The sequence below is a fragment of the Bradyrhizobium sp. MI1.7 genome (genome assembly GCF_055811795.1).
The window spans coordinates 1-13,861 of the sequence record NZ_JBVVPO010000083.1 but is presented as its reverse complement, the minus strand read 5'-3'; the positions used below and the strand labels follow the sequence as shown (position 1 = coordinate 13,861).

20 protein-coding genes and 1 pseudogene are annotated in these 13,861 nt (G+C 60.2%); 9 read left to right on the top strand and 12 right to left on the bottom strand.

What is annotated here, in order from left to right; all coding sequences use genetic code 11:
* Window positions 1-19: 19 nt before the first annotated feature.
* From AC0L3X_RS40940 to AC0L3X_RS40930, 3 genes are all read right to left on the bottom strand, one after another.
* Window positions 20-169 carry a hypothetical protein gene (locus tag AC0L3X_RS40940; protein ID WP_231145631.1) on the bottom strand — a complete coding sequence of 50 codons (150 nt, stop codon included), beginning with the start codon at window positions 167-169 and terminating at the stop codon, window positions 20-22.
* A gap of 21 nt (window positions 170-190) precedes the next feature.
* Entirely contained in the window at window positions 191-493 is a 303-nt protein-coding gene (locus AC0L3X_RS40935; protein ID WP_473317387.1) for a plasmid stabilization protein, read from the bottom strand.
* Between the two features lie 415 nt (window positions 494-908).
* The gene (locus tag AC0L3X_RS40930) at window positions 909-1,076 is read right to left on the bottom strand and encodes a hypothetical protein (RefSeq protein ID WP_161495739.1); all 168 of its coding nucleotides are present in this window, start codon (window positions 1,074-1,076) and stop codon (window positions 909-911) included.
* Between AC0L3X_RS40930 and AC0L3X_RS40925 the strand changes: the two genes are divergently transcribed.
* Window positions 1,069-1,431: a PRC-barrel domain-containing protein gene (locus AC0L3X_RS40925; protein ID WP_027574697.1), complete on the top strand. Its 363-nt coding sequence runs from the start codon at window positions 1,069-1,071 to the stop codon at window positions 1,429-1,431. The genes AC0L3X_RS40930 and AC0L3X_RS40925 overlap by 8 nt on opposite strands.
* Window positions 1,432-1,962: 531 nt before the next feature.
* Here AC0L3X_RS40925 and AC0L3X_RS40920 read toward each other — a convergent pair.
* Together AC0L3X_RS40920 and AC0L3X_RS40915 are read right to left on the bottom strand one after the other, a co-directional pair.
* Window positions 1,963-2,127, bottom strand: coding sequence for a hypothetical protein (locus AC0L3X_RS40920; RefSeq protein WP_161495738.1), 165 nt, complete (start codon window positions 2,125-2,127; stop codon window positions 1,963-1,965).
* Window positions 2,128-2,751: 624 nt separating this feature from the next.
* Window positions 2,752-3,000: a response regulator gene (locus AC0L3X_RS40915; protein WP_231145628.1), complete on the bottom strand. Its 249-nt coding sequence runs from the start codon at window positions 2,998-3,000 to the stop codon at window positions 2,752-2,754.
* 378 nt (window positions 3,001-3,378) lie between these two features.
* Between AC0L3X_RS40915 and AC0L3X_RS40910 the strand changes: the two genes are divergently transcribed.
* Window positions 3,379-3,888, top strand: coding sequence for a phasin family protein (locus tag AC0L3X_RS40910; RefSeq protein ID WP_231145627.1), 510 nt, complete (start codon window positions 3,379-3,381; stop codon window positions 3,886-3,888).
* Between the two features lie 433 nt (window positions 3,889-4,321).
* Here AC0L3X_RS40910 and AC0L3X_RS40905 read toward each other — a convergent pair whose 3' ends face one another.
* Window positions 4,322-4,531: a hypothetical protein gene (locus tag AC0L3X_RS40905; protein WP_085398613.1), complete on the bottom strand. Its 210-nt coding sequence runs from the start codon at window positions 4,529-4,531 to the stop codon at window positions 4,322-4,324.
* Window positions 4,532-4,688: 157 nt separating this feature from the next.
* On the opposite strand from AC0L3X_RS40905, the gene AC0L3X_RS40900 reads away from it, so the two are divergent.
* The 4 genes from AC0L3X_RS40900 (at window position 4,689) to AC0L3X_RS40885 (ending at window position 7,385) form a co-directional block, all read left to right on the top strand.
* Window positions 4,689-5,822, top strand: coding sequence for a sensor histidine kinase (locus AC0L3X_RS40900; protein ID WP_354100597.1), 1,134 nt, complete (start codon window positions 4,689-4,691; stop codon window positions 5,820-5,822).
* 463 nt (window positions 5,823-6,285) lie between these two features.
* Window positions 6,286-6,738 carry an Hsp20 family protein gene (locus AC0L3X_RS40895; RefSeq protein WP_354100598.1) on the top strand — a complete coding sequence of 151 codons (453 nt, stop codon included), beginning with the start codon at window positions 6,286-6,288 and terminating at the stop codon, window positions 6,736-6,738.
* A 111-nt stretch (window positions 6,739-6,849) separates the two neighbouring features.
* Window positions 6,850-7,152 carry a hypothetical protein gene (locus AC0L3X_RS40890; protein ID WP_085398610.1) on the top strand — a complete coding sequence of 101 codons (303 nt, stop codon included), beginning with the start codon at window positions 6,850-6,852 and terminating at the stop codon, window positions 7,150-7,152.
* A 23-nt stretch (window positions 7,153-7,175) separates the two neighbouring features.
* A complete protein-coding gene (locus AC0L3X_RS40885) occupies window positions 7,176-7,385 on the top strand; it encodes a hypothetical protein (RefSeq protein WP_085398609.1) in 210 nt (69 codons plus the stop codon).
* A gap of 625 nt (window positions 7,386-8,010) precedes the next feature.
* On the opposite strand, the gene AC0L3X_RS40880 is transcribed toward AC0L3X_RS40885, so the two are convergent.
* The gene (locus AC0L3X_RS40880) at window positions 8,011-8,187 is read right to left on the bottom strand and encodes a hypothetical protein (RefSeq protein WP_161495737.1); all 177 of its coding nucleotides are present in this window, start codon (window positions 8,185-8,187) and stop codon (window positions 8,011-8,013) included.
* A gap of 722 nt (window positions 8,188-8,909) precedes the next feature.
* Here AC0L3X_RS40880 and AC0L3X_RS40875 point away from each other — a divergent pair.
* Both AC0L3X_RS40875 and AC0L3X_RS40870 read left to right on the top strand, forming a co-directional pair.
* Window positions 8,910-9,074 carry a hypothetical protein gene (locus AC0L3X_RS40875; protein ID WP_201266101.1) on the top strand — a complete coding sequence of 55 codons (165 nt, stop codon included), beginning with the start codon at window positions 8,910-8,912 and terminating at the stop codon, window positions 9,072-9,074.
* An 89-nt stretch (window positions 9,075-9,163) separates the two neighbouring features.
* Window positions 9,164-9,829: a hypothetical protein gene (locus AC0L3X_RS40870; RefSeq protein ID WP_161495736.1), complete on the top strand. Its 666-nt coding sequence runs from the start codon at window positions 9,164-9,166 to the stop codon at window positions 9,827-9,829.
* Here AC0L3X_RS40870 and AC0L3X_RS40865 read toward each other — a convergent pair.
* The 4 genes from AC0L3X_RS40865 to AC0L3X_RS40850 all read right to left on the bottom strand — a co-directional run bounded on the left by AC0L3X_RS40865 (window position 9,795) and on the right by AC0L3X_RS40850 (window position 12,004).
* Window positions 9,795-10,034, bottom strand: coding sequence for a DUF6894 family protein (locus AC0L3X_RS40865; RefSeq protein WP_456679799.1), 240 nt, complete (start codon window positions 10,032-10,034; stop codon window positions 9,795-9,797). The genes AC0L3X_RS40870 and AC0L3X_RS40865 overlap by 35 nt on opposite strands.
* 717 nt (window positions 10,035-10,751) lie before the next feature.
* Window positions 10,752-11,066, bottom strand: a complete 315-nt coding sequence (locus AC0L3X_RS40860) for a hypothetical protein (RefSeq protein ID WP_085398606.1) — start codon at window positions 11,064-11,066, stop codon at window positions 10,752-10,754.
* A gap of 32 nt (window positions 11,067-11,098) precedes the next feature.
* Window positions 11,099-11,167, bottom strand: coding sequence for a hypothetical protein (locus AC0L3X_RS40855; protein WP_375338066.1), 69 nt, complete (start codon window positions 11,165-11,167; stop codon window positions 11,099-11,101).
* Window positions 11,168-11,845: 678 nt separating this feature from the next.
* Complete coding sequence (locus AC0L3X_RS40850; protein WP_155258054.1) at window positions 11,846-12,004, bottom strand: hypothetical protein; 159 nt, start codon at window positions 12,002-12,004, stop codon at window positions 11,846-11,848.
* A 432-nt stretch (window positions 12,005-12,436) separates the two neighbouring features.
* On the opposite strand from AC0L3X_RS40850, the pseudogene AC0L3X_RS40845 reads away from it, so the two are divergent.
* A pseudogene (locus AC0L3X_RS40845) lies at window positions 12,437-13,120 on the top strand (glycosyltransferase family 4 protein); the annotation flags it as partial.
* 7 nt (window positions 13,121-13,127) lie between these two features.
* Here the strand turns inward: AC0L3X_RS40845 and AC0L3X_RS40840 are convergent.
* A partial coding sequence (locus tag AC0L3X_RS40840; RefSeq protein WP_473317381.1) for a helix-turn-helix transcriptional regulator occupies window positions 13,128-13,861 on the bottom strand: 734 nt, incomplete at its 5' end.

Genomic DNA, 13,861 nt, shown 5'->3' with positions numbered 1-13,861 from the left:
CGGTCGTGAAGGAATTCCGCTAAGTCTCGTCTCTTTGATACCTCCCACGCGTGACGTCTTCGGCTACGCGATCCAATGCGCGGTTTCGGTGGCGATAGCTGAGGACGCCGTAGATCAGCGCCGTGAGAAGTACGAGCGCTTCAAGGAAAAAGACGGCTTCGAGGCCCATCTCGCTCTCCTTTCGATGACCTTACGCAGCACGTCGTTTTCGGGTCTTGGCCGCCTTTTTGGCGGACCTCGAACGCTCCGATGCCGGCCGCTTGGCAGACGCGGCGCCGCCCAATCGGCCGCCTTTGCGGGATGGCGAATGATCTTCCTCAGTGCCGCGACCCGAGCCGCTCTTCTTTCCGCCGTGGGTCTCCTTGTTCACGGTCGCCCAGGCGCGCTGTTCGGCCTCCTTCTCCGGAACGCCGCGGTGTTCATAGCCCTCTTCGATGTGCTCGGCCTGGCGCTTCTGCTTGTCGGTGTAACTGGACTTGTCGCCACGAGGCATGACACTCCTCCCGTCGATTGGAAATATTCGTTTTAAGACTGGGAAGGGCCCCCGGTTCCAATCTCAAGCCCCTAGTGCGGGAGCGATGCGAGGTCCGAAGCATGCAAGCCGATGACGCGGCACCCTGCCGCCAGATACAGGGCCAACCGAGCACTGTTTCAGATGTTGCTCGGCGCCGGTGCCGGATCGGTCCGCCTTTGCGAATCGGATAAGAGCCGGCGTCGCTTGGGTCGCAGCCGTTCAGATAGTTGAGGGGATCCAGCCTTAACTGGCCGAATTGCGGTTACGCGGCCGCCGTTCGGCCCGCATCAGTAATCCGGTATTCGATATCGCCGGATGGAAGCGGTTCGGTTTCCACAAGACCCAGCTCCACCAGCCGTGCCACGATCTCATGGTCGAACATCGGCGGGCTGACCTAGGATTCGCCGAGCAGCTTCCTCAAAAATTCGCGCTCCAGATCGGTCAGCTCCATCCTCGAACTCCGATCATCCAAAACAAGGCCACCGAGGCTTTCAGCCAGGAACGGAGCCATCGTCCTCCAGTTGACTCCAGAAGACAACATCCGGGAGGTCAACATGGCCATGGAAGATCGCGAGACCTTCAGCCTGATCGGAAGCGACAAGGTCGAGGGCACGAATGTCTACGGGGCCGACGGCGAAAAGGTCGGCTACATCGAGCGCGTCATGATCGACAAGGTCAGCGGCAAGGTATCGTACGCGGTGCTGAGCTTCGGCGGCCTGCTCGGCATCGGCGACGATCACTATCCGCTGCCCTGGCAGGCGCTGAAGTACGACACCAACCTCGGCGGCTACGTCACCGGCATTACCCAGGACCAGCTCCGCGGCGCCCCCAAATACGCCGACGAGAGCAGTTGGAATTGGAGCGACCCCGCCACCACGCGCTCCGTGAACGCCTACTACGGCGTGCCGGTGGCCTGAGGTTCGAAGTGGGTAACGCAGTTCGTGATCAAATTAGGCAGCCCCCAGGGGGGAAGGCGGGAGCCCCGCCAGGAGCCTGTTGGCAGTGGCTGGTTGGTCGGGAGGGGCGGCTAGTCGGCTCACGGGCGCGTGTTGTTTAAAAGGAACCTGCGCCCAAGAGGCCGGGCGCGGTCAATACGGCCGCTCGATCCATCAGACCCGCGGAGCTGGGACCATCCAAGCCACAAAGAACAATCGTTGGCCATCGCAGAAGCAATCGGGCGGCAGATTCGCAAGAGATGAACGTGAGGGCCTGAGCGGGCCACAAATTGGCGATGTCGAAGACTGACATGGCGTCCTGTACCCGCCGGAGGTGGGATGCTTTGGCGCGGCGACTGTCGGGACGGACCCCAGCCAAACGAGGGTATGACTGGGGTCCGCATTCCAGAGCTACGAGTTCTGTTTAGCTCCACCGGGTTTCGCGACCGACCCGGCAGGCACCAAGCATTCGAAGGATGGATCGTTCCTAGAGGCGCGCCGGGATCATACCCACTAAAACCCATCGAGGGCTTGGGCCGCAAAGGCAGCCCCGATGGCGGACCAGAAGAGCCTGATGCTGTAGCGGGGCGCTCCTCGGAGCACGCCGGTTACGATCGAAAAAAGCAGCACGAAGAAAGCGGCGATCCAGAGCAGCGAAAACGGATAGTGGAGCGGCATGGGGCCTCCTAGGTTTAGCTGCGCGTGATGCTCCTTCGCGGTTCGGCAAGTCCGATGGCCCCGACAAGCCTAGCGGTTTCTACAGCCTTACGCTGGCGGACGATCGGCACTTCGGTGGTTGCCGGCATGTTGTCCACTGCCTGGTTTAGAAACCGACCTGACACAACTAGGAATACGTCACACGTCGACGTATGCTCAGGCTTTGATTGCCAATGGTTTCCCATGACAGCCGATCAATATCTCCAGTCCATACTGGTTCGCCAGGCCGTTGACACGTCGTCCACGTCACCCGTCCGACAAGTTCAAGCAGCGTTGTATCCGCTCCTATCACATTGGGCTGGAAACAAGTTGCGAGGAGCACCCAAGCGGCTCATTTGCCAAGGGGACAGAAAACAAGTCCGGAACAGACGTCGACCTCTTCGTGTCTCTCTCGAACGACGTCACGAAACTTTGAAAGAGATCTACACCGAACTGCACGATCGGCTTAAGGAGAGCGGCTATGATGGACGTTGGGGTTAACGGGCCGTTGCTGCAAAACTAATGGCAGGCACAATATCGGTGAGCGGGCCCCGGCGTACGCTCGCTGCCCCGCCCTGTGCGAAGCCTAAGCTCCGTGCCAGACGTTCAACACGCCTTCGCGAAAGCCTTCAACGAACTGATCAGATGCGTCTGCTGGTATAATTTGGCTAAGTTCATCGCGCTGTCGGAAAGCGTCGCCCGGCAATGTTCGGCGATCTGCCATCCGTCGATGCCTCCGGGCAGCTTGACGTCCGTGATGAGAACGTCGGTGATTCGCCGCCCGTGCCACGCCAATGCCTTTTCGCCGTCAGCCACATGGATGACCTCGTACTCTTCCTCTCGCAAAGCGTCCACCACGAACTGCTAGTAATACTGTTAGTGCTAGAGCATTCAACTTGCTCCAGCGATACGGCTTATCAATGGCCGAAGGTTCGCTTCAAGAAAGTCTCGCGAAAGATGAACGCCTGTGTAGTCGCCGCAGAGAGCACAACGAGCGGAGGGCTGATTGTTCTCAGACTGACGCCGTTGAGCAGTGGTCAGGAAGATCGCCAGTTAGACGTTTGTTGGTTGGAGTTGCTACCTAAACTCATCGTCGACAGCGCAGAACGTGCGATTGATCTCAGTTCATGCGGAACTTCAACAATGCACGGGTTTGGAACGCCACGTCACAAAGCCTGTTGTCCTTTCAGAAATGACCGTTGTGGTCGCACCCCCATTTTCTTGGAGCGTCAGATGAGCAAACGCAAACCGGCGACGGCGCCGAAGCGCGCCCGGAATCCGAAAATGACCGCGCGGGCCCAACGGAACAAGCAGAGCATTGTTAGAAGCCCGAAAGAGAATTTACTTCGCTCTGTTGCGGCAGTCTCGATTGAACCGCCTCCTGAGCTTCATGATCCTAAACACGAGGTTCCTATCATTGAGCCTCGGGTGGATGCCTTACCAAATGACCTCAGTCAGAGAATGACGGATAGCGATCTAACGAAAGGCTTTGCTTTAGCGACGGCAAACATGCAGGCGTATCAAGGGAAGCTTCTTGAGATAGCCGAGGCCAACGCGCAATTTGCTTTTGAATTCGGCCTGAGACTTGCGACGATCAGGTCACCAACTGAATTTTTCGGCGTCATTACGGAGTTTACAAGCAGACGGGTCGATATGTTCGGGCAGCATTCGAAAGAATTGGCGGCATATCCGTTCTGGCGCATCAAGCGCCCCCGAGAGCTCACGGCTCTGCCGGGACGATAACTGAAGCCGTACCCGCTGCGGAAAAGGATGGACGCAAACGCGGATTTCGAAAGGGGCGATGCCGCCGCGCCTTGCGTGCGTTAGGATCCTGCATGGAAGGGGTGACCGGCTCATCGAGGCCAATCAGTCGCGCCGTGTCCGGAAGTGGCCCTGAACCGAACCCCGCTGATCCTGTTGTCATACGTCTATCGCTGGTAGAGCGGACGTGGACCCGCGCTCGCTTCGACGGTCGGTTGTGACCCATTGCGGGCGTTAGCGTTCGAGCGTTTTGGAGAACAATCTTTTAAGCCTGTACTTCGGACCTCGCGCATTGTCCGCTTCCGTGCGGCTGTTAGGGAATAAGCGGACATCGCGGAAATATGTGTAGACGCCCCAGCGCCATTCCGGCCTAAGTTCCTAAATCTTACATTTGACCGGTCGACGCGCCGATCGCTTAACGAGCGGCTCTTTTCTCCGGGTCGTCCCGGCGCTGCGCCATCTCTGTGTTTCGATCGAGCTGCGCACGCTCGCTGCGGCGCATCCTTCCCGTCTTTATGACGCCATAGAGAATTGTGCCACCCAAGATGAAGGCGCCGATAAACATCATCCAGAGTGCCGTCACTGAGGTATCGCCGAGTAGCATTCCGACGCCACTGTTTTCCATTTTCGCTCTCGCTGTTTTGTCGGGAGAACCAAACCCGCATTGGAGCGGAGGTTCCCTGTTTCGTTCCTATTGTACGGTCTCGCGCTTAGGCACAATTCATGAGGCCCGATGTTAGAAACGAATGGAGGACCACCCGGCCGAACACACTGAGGGCGATGTGCTGGACAAACTCCGGCGCCATATCCGCATTTTGGTCGATATCGGTCGTCTTTCGGTTGAAGAGGCCGGAACAGAACGCTTCTTGGACCAAGCCGTGCTGCAAATTGCCCGAGCCGTGGAAATCGACCATGTTAAGGTGCTTCAATATCGTCCAGACACGTCCGATCTTCTGTTGATTGCGGGAGTCGGCTGGAAGGATGGTGCCGTCCGCACCGCCACGCTGTCGGCCGACCTCCGCTCGCCGCCTGGCCGCGCTTTCCAAACGGCCGAGCCTGTCAGCATCAGAGATTTCGCCGAGCAGAACGAATTTGTTTGTTCCGAGTTCTTGGCGGAGCACAGCATTGTGGCTGTCAGCAACGTCCCGATCCTCATCGGCGGCGCCGCATGGGGCGTGCTGGAGGTGGACAGTACAAAGCCGAGAGACTTCTCCCAGGATACGACCGAGTTTCTGACCGCCGCCGCCGCGCTGATAGGTGCTGTGCTGCGTCGCGGTGCGCGACCGGACGAACATGCAAGCCTTATGGCTGCGGTCGCGGAAGCTAAAAAGGGGCAGATCTTGCTTCGAGAGATGCAACATCGGGTCAAGAACAATTTTCAACTCGTCCTGTCCTCGATTTCCATCCAGAAGCGCCGCTATCTTGATCCAGAATCACACCGCGCTCTGGACCACGTGGCCAGCCGCATCAACGCCATCTCGCTCGCACATGATCAGCTTGCCCCTCGCCAAGAAGGGCAGATCGTTAGACTTTCCCATTACATCCGGGCTCTTTGCAGCGCGATCCGCAATCAGGTGGATGAGGTTGAAGTCGACGTCGAATGCGATGAGCTCGAATTGGCGATCGACCGGGCCCTCCCGGTTGGCCTCATTTTGAATGAGACTGCGATGAACAGCATCAAGCATGCGTTCGGTGCAGAGGGAGGCAGGATCAGCGTAAGTTTGGTGGGAGGCGTCGGCTACGGCGAGGCCCGATTGACAGTGACCGACAACGGTCGCGGCATTCAACATCCGAACAAAAACGGGTCGGGCCTTAAGCTGATTACCTCTCTGGCGAGACAAATTGGCGGTACCGTCAACCAGACCAGCGGCGACGCGGGTACAACAACAACGCTTACATTCCCTTTGATAATGTAAAGTGGGACCTGCTGAGCAGGAACGGGATAGGCTGCGCCTCAGCTATCGCGGGCCGGGTCGGCCGATGGTACACCTGCGGACCAAGCAAAGCCCCATATCGTCGCCGAGGTGGGTAGTCGGGTTGTGGCCCTTAGCCGCAGGTCGATTGAGCGCGTGTCATGTCGGCTGTCAGGCAGACCGGACACCGATCCAACTTGGCGTCCACCGCTGATTTCGAACCCAGGCGGCAATCGACCGCAGAGAAGCGGATGTAACCTTCACGACAACAACGCTAGACCAGACCGCCCGTTTAGAGCGCTAAATGTTTTTCGTCATCCTCTTGAAACGTTTTTGCTCGTGACAGATTTTTTGGACGCCGCAGACGTGGCGGCCGGGGCGCCTTCGGGGCCCCGCAATCAAGGCGGGCGCCGGGAAGGTGTCCGGTGCCAGCTCGTACCCAGCTTGCTCTTTGGAGGATTTGGCTATGAGGTATTATTGGACTCCCCTGTGGAGGTCGACCATTGGGTTCGACCACCTGTTTGACGTTCTCGACGAGGTCCAACGGACCGCCGAAGAGACCTATCCCCCCTATAACATCGAGCGGCTCGACGAGAACCGCTTCCAAATCTCGGTGGCGCTCGCCGGATTCACACCGGACGAGGTGGGCCTTACGGTGGAGCAGAATGTCCTGACGTTGGAAGGCCATAAGGCCGAGAAGGACGAGAAGACCTTCCTGCATCGCGGAATGTCGACACGGTCATTCAAGCGCCAGTTCACCCTGGTTGACCACGTTGAGGTCAAGGGCGCGCACTTCGAGAATAGTCTGTTGGTCATCGAGCTTCAACGCGAGATTCCCGAGGCCATGAAGCCGCGGCGCATCGCCATCGCGGGCGCAAGCGCCGGGCAGGTCAAGCAGATCGAAGGCAAGGCCGCCTGACCAACCCGCGGCCTGGTTCCGATCGCCGCCCGCGCGGGTGCTCCCGCGCGGCCACCCTAATGCGTCTTATGATGGGTAGAGCTTTAGCCATGCGGACGACGCCCACACACGATAAACGTCTTCGATTTAAATGCTCTTCTTCACCCCGGCACGGTGTTCTCGCATCCGCGCGAGGTCGTCGCTGACCCGAATTTGAGTCTGGCCGAGAAGCGGGCCATCCTCGCGTCATGGGCTTCTGACGCCTCGGCGATCGCGTCCTGTCCAGCGTTACGCTCGCCGGACGGACTAAAGGCGCCTGTTCATATCGACGAAATTCTAGAAGCGCTACGCGCGCTAGACGGGAACGGTCCGCGCAACCCGCCGGGCGGCAAGCCCATGCGTCTGCGCTGGGCCGAGCGTCGCGCGGCAGCGTGAGCGAGGGGTCTGCAAGTGATTCCATGACTGACGTCGCACAGTTGATTCCAGGTCGCTTCTATTGGGTCCTTGTGCGCTCAAGCACGAAACATCCCGAGTGGCAGGCGGCACGCTTCGCCGGCGCTACCTGCCAAGGCGACGGCGCCAAGTGGGACTTCATCGGCTTCAATAGCGACGTCGGTCATCTTTTCGTCGAGGTCGTCGACATCGGCTCAGAAATACTGTCTGTCTAAACGCTCGCGTTAAGACGCCGAGGAAGCCAAGCGACAGCGCAGCTATCGATCCACTGCGCGGATTCCCTGTTTCTGTGCAACCGCTGCGGCCCTGCCCTTTCTGCGGCGGTTCGGAGGTTTGAATCAACAGCAACATCGATCCAAAATTCGTAGTATGTACGAGATGTTCGGCTTTCGGCCCCAATGCGCCACCGTTAAGTAGGCGGCCGAGCAATTGGAACAAACGCACCGCCCCCTAAAGCGAAGACGTGGCGGAACTTGTTTCTCTTTCGGAATGGTATGGCGTTCTTGTGGGCGGCGAGCCAGACCAGCTAGCAAATAGGAAGTAGGCCAATTACCAGCCGAGCCGCGCCCACAGGGCACCAAGCAGCACGAGCAGGGCGAGCCAGCCCAGCATGACGACCATGCCGCGCGCGAACCGGCTCTTCACCTCACCGCGCCGAGCAGCTCGGGCCGTGACACCAGCACTGCGGCCGCGCCCACCAGGAGCAGCATCGACGAGACCATGATGGCGATCCACTTACTATCATCCATGGACGCCAATGCACGCGCCGTCTCGTCGTTCCAGTTACGGTGCGGGCCATCAGACGGGTGCGCAAGGCCACCGGAATAGGAAGTAGGCCAATTACCAGCCGAGCCGCGCCCACATGGTACCGAGCAGCGCGAGCAGTGCGAGCCAGACCAGCATGAGGACCATCCCGCGGGCGCGACCGATTAAGGCGACCCGTCCGGCGGGCGTCGCCAACGCGACGACAAACAGCGTGACGATGACCGCGACGATGACCAGGCCGAAAGGGGTCATGGCTGCTCAGAGCAGGGATAGTTGGACGGTGGCCCCGCGCCCGTGGGTTTCGAGGAACGCCTCAAGTGATGGCGGGACCTCGCCGCGCACGGAGCACCGCTGTTGCAGCGCCTCGGCAATATGCCGCCGAAATCATTGAGCACAAGATAGATGTCCCGGTCGAAGCCAGGAACAATTGACGGGGAAGAACGCATAACACCACTCCACCGAGCCGGAGCATCAATCCAACAGGGGCCCGGCAAGGGCGTCAAGATCGGCTGCGGTGATGGGCGTTATGCGCCACGGATTGGAACGGCCCCCCACAAGGGCTGGGGGAAATGTGGGTCGGGGCGCCCTTTACTGGCCCGTGCAATGGCCAGCCGACGCAAACGCTCCCTGTCATCCGTCGTTCCTATGTCCGGCGAGCCGCTCTTCGCTCGACGTCAGCAGGCGCACTGTACTTTGCCCACTCACGTCGGTGCGCTCCGCGCTGCTCTGGAATATCCGTGACGAAAGAGAGATTGCTGCCGTCACCGTATAGCATCTGTCTGTTCGACATCGTTCGGGTCGCATGCGCGAAATGCCGCGAGTGTGGATCACCTAAGTTCAAAAGTGAACCGACCCACGGCTTCGCAACGGTTTGTTCACCTTGATGTAGGGAACAGCAAAGCGGCAATAGCCGGGCCTCATTTCGCGCGCTGAGTATCAGACCGCTGCTGCTGGGGGCCAAACGGAGATGTCCGATGGGTGTGGCAGGCTTGCGCTTCGCGCAATTGAAAAGATCGTTCCGTGTTCGAGCGGCCCTTGTCGGCGTGCTCCAGGAGTTGCCGTTTGTCTGCGCGGTGGTAATTGCAGTCGGCTCGACAGTCATGATCGTGATCAAGCTCTGCAAGGATTTGCCGGAGTGAGGCGGGCTGACCGCCATGGCGCTCATGCAGCCCTTTGTCTACCGATCGGCATATAAATACACTCCCGCTGATTTCAGCGCGGAACGGATATGACAGACCCATTGACGGCAGAAGCAATCTACCTGCGGCTCGGCAGCCTGATGGCCGACGCCCCCGACCTCAAGGCCGACCCGACGCCGATACACGCCGTGGGCTCGCTCTGGGGCCGCGCTATCGCGCGTCGCGTATTAATAGGCGCAAATATAGTTTCCGTACGCATCGTAGCAACTGCGGCGGTACGCAGCAGCGCCAACGGCAGCCGCGCCTACCGCTGCCGCTCCGACACCGTAGCCCCGATAGCCGTAGCCGCGATAGCCGCCCCGATAGCCGTAGCCCCGGTAGCCTGCGCCGCGCACTGCAACAGCGCCGCCGCCCCGCGGTCCTCGAACTGCGACCGCACCGCCGCGGTAACCGCCGCCACCCCGATAGGCACCTCCGCCGCGCCGAGCCTCGGCATCATCGGGGATCAAGCAGGCGATGAGCAAAACGAAAGCGGCAAGAGGAGCGAGAATATAGCGGAGCATGACAGAAACCCTTCTATGAAGTCCTTAAGCCCCGCTCGCGAGATTGCGGCTCTCTCCGCGCAGGAGGTTGATGTAGATCAATCGAACCTGCGCACTGCGGTGCCTACGCTATGTTCCCGCACCTGTCAGGAAAAGAATGGTCGCTTCCGAAGCGCGATCACGTTCGGCCGCCGTGTTCGGTGCGCCTTTTGACCTCTATCGTAGCGGTCACGCGCAGTATTGGGCCAAACTCGTCTCTTGCCTCGACTTCGATAGGTCCTGTGCCAGCACCAAAAATGATGGTTTCTCCTAATAATTCGCGCGCTAACCGTTCGACGGCCTTAAGGTCCGCAAGATCGATACCCTCATGATCAATAACGACGGCCGGACTGCGGTAGTCGAAGTAAAACCTTGGCATGCCGCACCAACTTGCACTGCCGGGCCGGGTTCCTAGTTTTCCCGGAGGCTTGGCAATGCCTCTGGTCCTGCGGATTTTTCTCAGCCGACTGCCGAGTTTTCCCGGAGGCTTGTGATGCTCTACTTGAGCTGGTGGAACTAAGTTTGCGCGCGGCGGCTTCGGGCTCGGCGAAGGGGCGTTTCTCGACGTGTTTGTTCATGCGCCGACCGGTGAACGGTGTAGATGTGCACCTCGTACGCAATCGGGATCGGCTCGCCGCAGAAGCACCTCGACCAGCCGTTGGAGTTTTGCGTCGGCACCCTCAGCTTGCATGCGGCGCTTCCATGCGTGGAAATCGCGGTCGCGTCGCCAAAATCGTCCTCGCGAAGCGTCGGCTCCACCTGCTGCGATGCCCGCTCGAATGCGGCGCGGGCTTGGTCGAATGTTGAAGCCGAGCCCGAGCGCTGCGTGCTGGGCTCCATGCCTGGATAAAACCCAAGACGTCAGGCCATTGATCAGCGCTTATCGGCACGCCAGCGCGGATTCCGATCGTCCCTATGCGGACGTCGGCGGAATAGATGTGCCAGGTTTCGTGTTGATCGTTTTCGCTTCGGCGCTGGGTCAGGTCGGTCATGGCAAAGCAGGATGGGAGCCGGTTGCGCTACCCCGTACATCGGTTGCGCTTGCTTGCACCCTTCCGCAGCCGCTCCCTCGACCAGCGGGTGAGGACTTCGGTGATCATCCGTGCTGCTTTTTCTTCAGCAACATATCAATGGCCACGAGGCCCAGGTCGAGCGGCAGCCGCTCGCGCTCCTCCGGCGACATCCGGTCGTAGCTGCCATCCTGTTTCAGCTTCTCCATCGCCATCAGCGTGATCAGCATGCCCGCGACGATGGTGCGATGGTCTTGGTGGAACTTGCTCAGCTTCGGCTGCTGGTCGTACTCGTCGAGCAGCTCGCGGCCGACGAGCTGCATAGCTTCGGGGTCGTTCGCCGTCGCCGCCTTGGCGAAGGCGTCGCGCAGGGTCTCGATGCGCTGGTTTTTCCTGATCATTGCTTGCTCATATCGGCGGTGAAGTTTGGCTTTTACTGTTTGGTCTCCCAGCCGAGCAGCGTGCCTGGCGTGATCTGCAGGACCTTGCAGATGTCGGTCAGCTCATCGACTCAAGTCACCTCGCTCGCCGTCTCCCAAGCGATGACCTCGGCCTCGGTGGTGTCGAGGCGGCTCGCCAGCTCGGCGCGGCGGAGCCCGCGCGCGATCCTGAGCGCCTGCAGGCGATGCCCGACCTCGCGCTCGACATCGGTGATGGGCTCAACAGGCTCGTGTGGTCGTCTAATGTCACCTCGTACTCTTGGCGTTCCAGCGGCTTCGTCGGGTCCCCAGGAAGAACGGGCTACCAGTAGACGCCGGTTTTGCGAATTTTGAAATGTCCGCGCATTGCCTTGCTACAATTTGTAAAGACCCGTGGTTCCCGCTATGGCATTTTGATCCGGCCAAGGGTCAGGGCCAACATGCTTAGCGCACGCGCGTACCGAAAGTGGGCTAAGGCTTACCGCGCACAGGCGGCGGCTCCTGGGCTGGCGCCCAACAAAGCCACCCTGCTGAAAAACATCTCGCGAAGCCTCAGCGCGCTCGCTAGCCAGCTCGAAATGCTTGCCGTGTACGACGACGAGGTCTCGCGACCGTCCTCGCCGCCATCGCGCAGGCCTCGGTCACGATCGGGCCGACCGTTGCTCCGACCAGCATCCCGAGCATGAAATGCTTCATCGGGCTTCTGCTTCAGGGGGCCGTCCGAGCCGCTTTCGCCGGGGATCATGCAGAGCATCTCGTCTTCAGAGAATTCGACATTCCGGTACTTCTTGCTTCCCGCGCGACCGACGCCTGAGGTCGTCTTCGTCGGCCTTTGCCGCCATTGCACAGGCCCCGACCACGATCGCGCCGATTGTTCCTCCGATCATGCAGCCGACCAGCATCCCAAGCATGAACTGCATCGGCGCCCTCCTTCACGTGCCCGTCCGAGCCGCCGACTTGGTCGCGATAACCTTCTAAACAAACCGCTCCTCGATCGCTTGAGGGGGCGGAACGTCATGGTGCTTTAGGTGCATCAGCCAGCTCTCGCAGAGAGCATTCTTCTGAAACCAATCGGCAATGAGGCGGCGTATCTCCGGTTGCTCGATCTTCATCAAGCCGCCGCCCGGCTTTGCTTGTGGCCATTCGTGCGCGCTTGCCCGTTGAGCTTTTTCGCGTTCGCCTTGATCTTGTGCGCCGCGCGACCGCGTGGCTTCTTCGGACGGGGCTCGACTGCGTTCGCCTTGGCCTGTCCCTGGCGGACCGAGACTTCGCCCAGCCGCTCCAGATAGTACAGGTTCAGCCTGATCTGCTGCGGTGACAGCCCGGTGTCGCGCGCGAGCGCCGAGATCGAGATCCACGCTCACATCGACTGGCTGCCCCTTGCGCTGCTCAGTCGGCTCGGCGTGCCCTTCGTAACCACCATGCATGGCCGGCTCGACCTGCCGGGCCTTTCCGAGGTGCTGCGGCAGTTTCCCGGCGCGGGCTTCGTGTCGATATCGGACCATCAGCGTCTGCCGTTGCCTGAGGCGAATTGGATCGCCACGATCCAGCACGGACTGCCATCGAACAACTTTCGCCCGTCTTTCGATCAAGGATCCTATTTGGCGTTCCTCGGCCGCCTGACCGCGGAAAAGGGCCCCCAGGACGCCATCCGCGTCGCGCGCGCCGCCGGAATGCCCTTGCGCATCGCCGCCAAGATTCCGCGCGGCGAGACGGGCTACTTCAAGAAGCAACTTGAGCCCCACATCGACGGTCGGGCGCTCCAGCTCGTCGGCGAGGCGGATGAGGTGAAGAAGCAGCCGTTCCTCGCAGAGGCCGCGGCCCTGGTGTTTCCGATCGATTGGCCGGAGCCTTTCGGCCTCGTCATGATCGAGGCGATGGCCTGTGGGACGCCAGTGATCGCCTATCGCTCCGGCTCCGTGCCCGAGGTCGTCGAGGACGGCGTGACCGGCTTCATCGTCGAGAACGAGGAGCAGGCTGTCAGAGCCGTGGGCGATCTGGGCCGGCTCGACAGACGAAAAGTACGCGCCCGCTTCCACTTGATCAGCTAGGATCCCTTCGGGCGCAACGAACGCCACGCGGCGAATCGCCGAAGCGAGCTCGGAACAAGCGATTGAAATGCGAAACATCCGAGAAGCCGACCTCTAAGGCGATATCGGAAATTAGCCGCGCGCTGGCGCTGGAATCGGTCAGCAGTTTGAGCGCTCGTTGGAGGCGTAACTCATTCACGTGCCCGGTGAACGATGATCCTGATGATGCCATCAGGCGCTGCAGATAGCGAGGTGAGATGCCTTGGCAACGAGCTACCATCTCGACGCTGAGCCCTGGTTCTTGAAAGTGTGTCTCGATGTAATCGAGGGCGGCGCCGTGGCGCGCAGTCACGACAGCGCTCGCACTGCTCTCGCCCAAGGGAGCGCACTCGCCGATTGTGAGCGCCAGGAGATCGTGGATGTGAGCCACGACCGCATCTCGCAGCTTCGGGGTGGCCAGAACACTCTCAGTAAATGCCGACTTGAGATAAGCCATGAGAAGTCGGAGCGCTTCACTTCGGTGAGAAATCGGCCGCATAGCGCGGCTTTCGACGTTCGTCACGCGCTGTGCGAGGGCGTCGCGCGGTACGGCAAGACCGAATAGCAATCCGTCGACATAGGTGACGGTGGCCGGCTCGGAATGCAGAATTGCGATGGCGTCGCTGGCGTGAAGCTCGATTTCTTGACAGCGCTGCGATAGTTGACTTTTGCCGGGAGAACAGAGGACGACTCCGATCGAGTCATCAC

Coding starts and splice junctions, on each gene's coding strand:
- AC0L3X_RS40920 (WP_161495738.1), bottom strand. CDS start 2,127: ATGCCGCTCCACTATCCGTTTTCGCTGCTCTGGATCGCCGCTTTCTTC.
- AC0L3X_RS40860 (WP_085398606.1), bottom strand. CDS start 11,066: ATGATCAGGAAAAACCAGCGCATCGAGACCCTGCGCGACGCCTTCGCC.
- AC0L3X_RS40850 (WP_155258054.1), bottom strand. CDS start 12,004: ATGCAGTTCATGCTTGGGATGCTGGTCGGCTGCATGATCGGAGGAACA.
- AC0L3X_RS40870 (WP_161495736.1), top strand. CDS start 9,164: ATGACAGACCCATTGACGGCAGAAGCAATCTACCTGCGGCTCGGCAGC.
- AC0L3X_RS40880 (WP_161495737.1), bottom strand. CDS start 8,187: ATGACCCCTTTCGGCCTGGTCATCGTCGCGGTCATCGTCACGCTGTTT.
- AC0L3X_RS40935 (WP_473317387.1), bottom strand. CDS start 493: ATGCCTCGTGGCGACAAGTCCAGTTACACCGACAAGCAGAAGCGCCAG.
- AC0L3X_RS40895 (WP_354100598.1), top strand. CDS start 6,286: ATGAGGTATTATTGGACTCCCCTGTGGAGGTCGACCATTGGGTTCGAC.
- AC0L3X_RS40940 (WP_231145631.1), bottom strand. CDS start 169: ATGGGCCTCGAAGCCGTCTTTTTCCTTGAAGCGCTCGTACTTCTCACG.
- AC0L3X_RS40865 (WP_456679799.1), bottom strand. CDS start 10,034: ATGCCAAGGTTTTACTTCGACTACCGCAGTCCGGCCGTCGTTATTGAT.
- AC0L3X_RS40910 (WP_231145627.1), top strand. CDS start 3,379: ATGAGCAAACGCAAACCGGCGACGGCGCCGAAGCGCGCCCGGAATCCG.
- AC0L3X_RS40885 (WP_085398609.1), top strand. CDS start 7,176: ATGACTGACGTCGCACAGTTGATTCCAGGTCGCTTCTATTGGGTCCTT.
- AC0L3X_RS40925 (WP_027574697.1), top strand. CDS start 1,069: ATGGCCATGGAAGATCGCGAGACCTTCAGCCTGATCGGAAGCGACAAG.
- AC0L3X_RS40905 (WP_085398613.1), bottom strand. CDS start 4,531: ATGGAAAACAGTGGCGTCGGAATGCTACTCGGCGATACCTCAGTGACG.
- AC0L3X_RS40930 (WP_161495739.1), bottom strand. CDS start 1,076: ATGGCCATGTTGACCTCCCGGATGTTGTCTTCTGGAGTCAACTGGAGG.
- AC0L3X_RS40875 (WP_201266101.1), top strand. CDS start 8,910: ATGGGTGTGGCAGGCTTGCGCTTCGCGCAATTGAAAAGATCGTTCCGT.